4 protein-coding genes are annotated in these 2,364 nt (G+C 66.2%); all 4 read right to left on the bottom strand.

The window, feature by feature from the left end:
- The coding region (gene rpsM / locus GXZ33_RS00145; protein WP_291338846.1) for a 30S ribosomal protein S13 at window positions 1–175 on the bottom strand (175 nt) is incomplete at its 3' end.
- A gap of 198 nt (window positions 176–373) precedes the next feature.
- Window positions 374–592: a translation initiation factor IF-1 gene (infA, locus tag GXZ33_RS00150; RefSeq protein ID WP_003854422.1), complete on the bottom strand. Its 219-nt coding sequence runs from the start codon at window positions 590–592 to the stop codon at window positions 374–376.
- A gap of 189 nt (window positions 593–781) precedes the next feature.
- Complete coding sequence (locus GXZ33_RS00155) at window positions 782–1,492, bottom strand: L,D-transpeptidase (RefSeq protein ID WP_291338844.1); 711 nt, start codon at window positions 1,490–1,492, stop codon at window positions 782–784.
- Between the two features lie 30 nt (window positions 1,493–1,522).
- Window positions 1,523–2,317, bottom strand: coding sequence for a type I methionyl aminopeptidase (map, locus tag GXZ33_RS00160; protein WP_291338845.1), 795 nt, complete (start codon window positions 2,315–2,317; stop codon window positions 1,523–1,525).
- Window positions 2,318–2,364 lie beyond the last annotated feature (47 nt).

Genomic DNA, 2,364 nt, shown 5'->3' on the forward strand with positions numbered 1-2,364 from the left:
CGTCACGGAGGGCGGCAACCTGGTCATCGGACAGGTTGTCGGTGCGCAGGTCGGGAGAGATGCCGGTCTCTGCGAGAAGCTGGGCGGCACGGGCGGGGCCGATGCCGTAGATGTAAGTGAGTGCGACCTCCATGCGCTTGTTGCGCGGAAGGTCAACACCTGCAAGACGTGCCATGTGGTACGTACCTTTCGGGTTGTTTACGGTGGTTTTCTCCCTACTCGTCCCCACCTGGCGATGCTTTGCCCGGACCGATGACCGGACGATGGATCGTGTTTCGTGGGGCTTCAGCCACCGCGGCTGAAGGTGAGTGGGCGTGCGGAGCACAGTGATGCGCCCCGGTGATCACGCCGGTGAGTAAGGAGGCGGTTGTTCTTACTTGTAGCGGTAGACGATGCGTCCGCGAGTCAGGTCGTACGGAGACAGCTCCACAACGACGCGATCCTCGGGGAGGATACGGATGTAGTGCTGGCGCATCTTGCCACTGATGTGAGCGAGAACCTTGTGTCCGTTGTCGAGCTCGACACGGAACATTGCATTCGGCAGGGGCTCGACAATGCGACCCTCAACCTCGATGGCGCCTTCCTTAGCCATATCCTCCACATTCCTGGTGCCGTCTTGAGCGGCACCGTGCTGGTTTCACAGATCTACTGCAGGGGTATGCGCATTCGCGTATACACCAAACCGAAAGCCTACCTGCACAGGCATGGAAAACCAAACCCCCGTGCGTCGGGAAGCACTCCCCCGCTTCCCGACGCCCCCTCATCCCCGGACGGACCGGTCCTACCAGATGAAGACCTTGTCGCCGATCTGGAGATCGTTGAAGTACTTCTGCGCGTCCTGCGGCGCGAGGCGGACACAGCCGGCGGACTCGTAGTAGGTGTTGCCCTGGTGGAAGGCGTGGCCGTTGTAGGTGAAGTACACGGCGTACGGCATCGGGGCGTTGTCGAAGAGGTAGGACACCTCGTCCTTGACCTTGCGGTTGACCCAGAAGGTGCCGCGCGGGGTCTCCTGTCCCGGCTTACCCGGGGCATGGTAGGCGGGGCCGTAGTACTTCACGCCGTTGTTCTGCAGCCAGGTGCGGTTGCCCTTGAGGTCGACGCAGACCTTGGCGTCCTTGGGGCACGGGCCGTAGTCGAAGTTGTCGACCGGCGGGGCCGGAGCCGGCGCGGGGGCCGGTGCCGGGGCAGGAGCCGGACGGGCCGCCTCCATGCGCTGGTTGATCAGCCCCGGGTAGGTGGCCTCGAGGGCCGCGTCCACCGCGCCGCGGACGGCGTTGGAGGACTGCGGGTCGAGCACGCGGGTCTGACGGTGGATCTGGTTACGGGTGTTCCACGCCGCATCCTGCAGGTCCTGCTGCGAGGAACCGACCTGCGGCGCACCGACCTGCGAAGACAGGTCCTGCACCTGGGCGACGGCGGGCGTCACCAGCAGCGTGGCTGCAGTGGCGACGGAGGCGAGGACAGCGCCGAAACGGCGGGCAATGGAACGCATGCGTTGAAGTATAAACCGGAAAGAGATTTTCTACAGCCTCGGGGTGAGAATCCGCGGCCCCGTGTCGGTCGCCGCGACGGTGTGCTCCCAGTGCGAGGAGAAGGACCCGTCGAGGGTGACCACGGTCCAGTCGTCCTCGAGGACGGCCGAATCGGTCGTGCCCAACGTGAGCATCGGCTCGATCGCCAGCACCGAACCCGCCTGGATGCGCGGGCCGCGGCCGGGACGGCCCTCGTTGGCCAGGAAGGGGTCCTCGTGCATGGTGCGTCCGATGCCGTGCCCGCCGTAGCCGTCGACGATGCCGAGCTGCACGCCGAACTTCTCCTCCGCGGCGCGGGTGGCCTTCTCCAGGGCGTGCGACACGTCCGTGAGACGGTTGCCGGGGATCATGGCCTTGAGGCCCTCGTGGAGGACCCACTCGGTCGCCTGATTGAGCTTCTCGACGTCCTCGTCGACCTCCCCGATGCCGAAGGTCCACGCCGAGTCACCGACCCAGCCCTCGAAGGTCGCGCCACAGTCGACGGAGAGCAGGTCGCCCTCCTCCAGCACGACGTCCGCGGACGGGATGCCGTGGACGATGACGTCGTTGGGTGAGGCGCAGATGGAGCCGGGGAAGCCCTGGTAGCCCAGGAAGCTCGGGACGGCGCCGGCGTCACGGATGGTCTGCTCCGCGATCTGGTCGAGCTCGAGGGTGCTCACGCCGGGGGCGGCGGCGGCCTTCACGGCCTGCAGCGCGCGGCCGACGATCTCGCCGGCGGCCTGCATGGCGTCGAGTTCGCCGGGGGTCTTGGCCGCGATGACACGGCGCTTGGATCGGAATCCCATGGTGGATGCTCCTGTGAGAAAAAGGGAACCGGCCGCGGCCCGAGGAC

This window comes from Corynebacterium sp., assembly GCF_012838985.1.
GTDB lineage: Bacteria > Actinomycetota > Actinomycetes > Mycobacteriales > Mycobacteriaceae > Corynebacterium.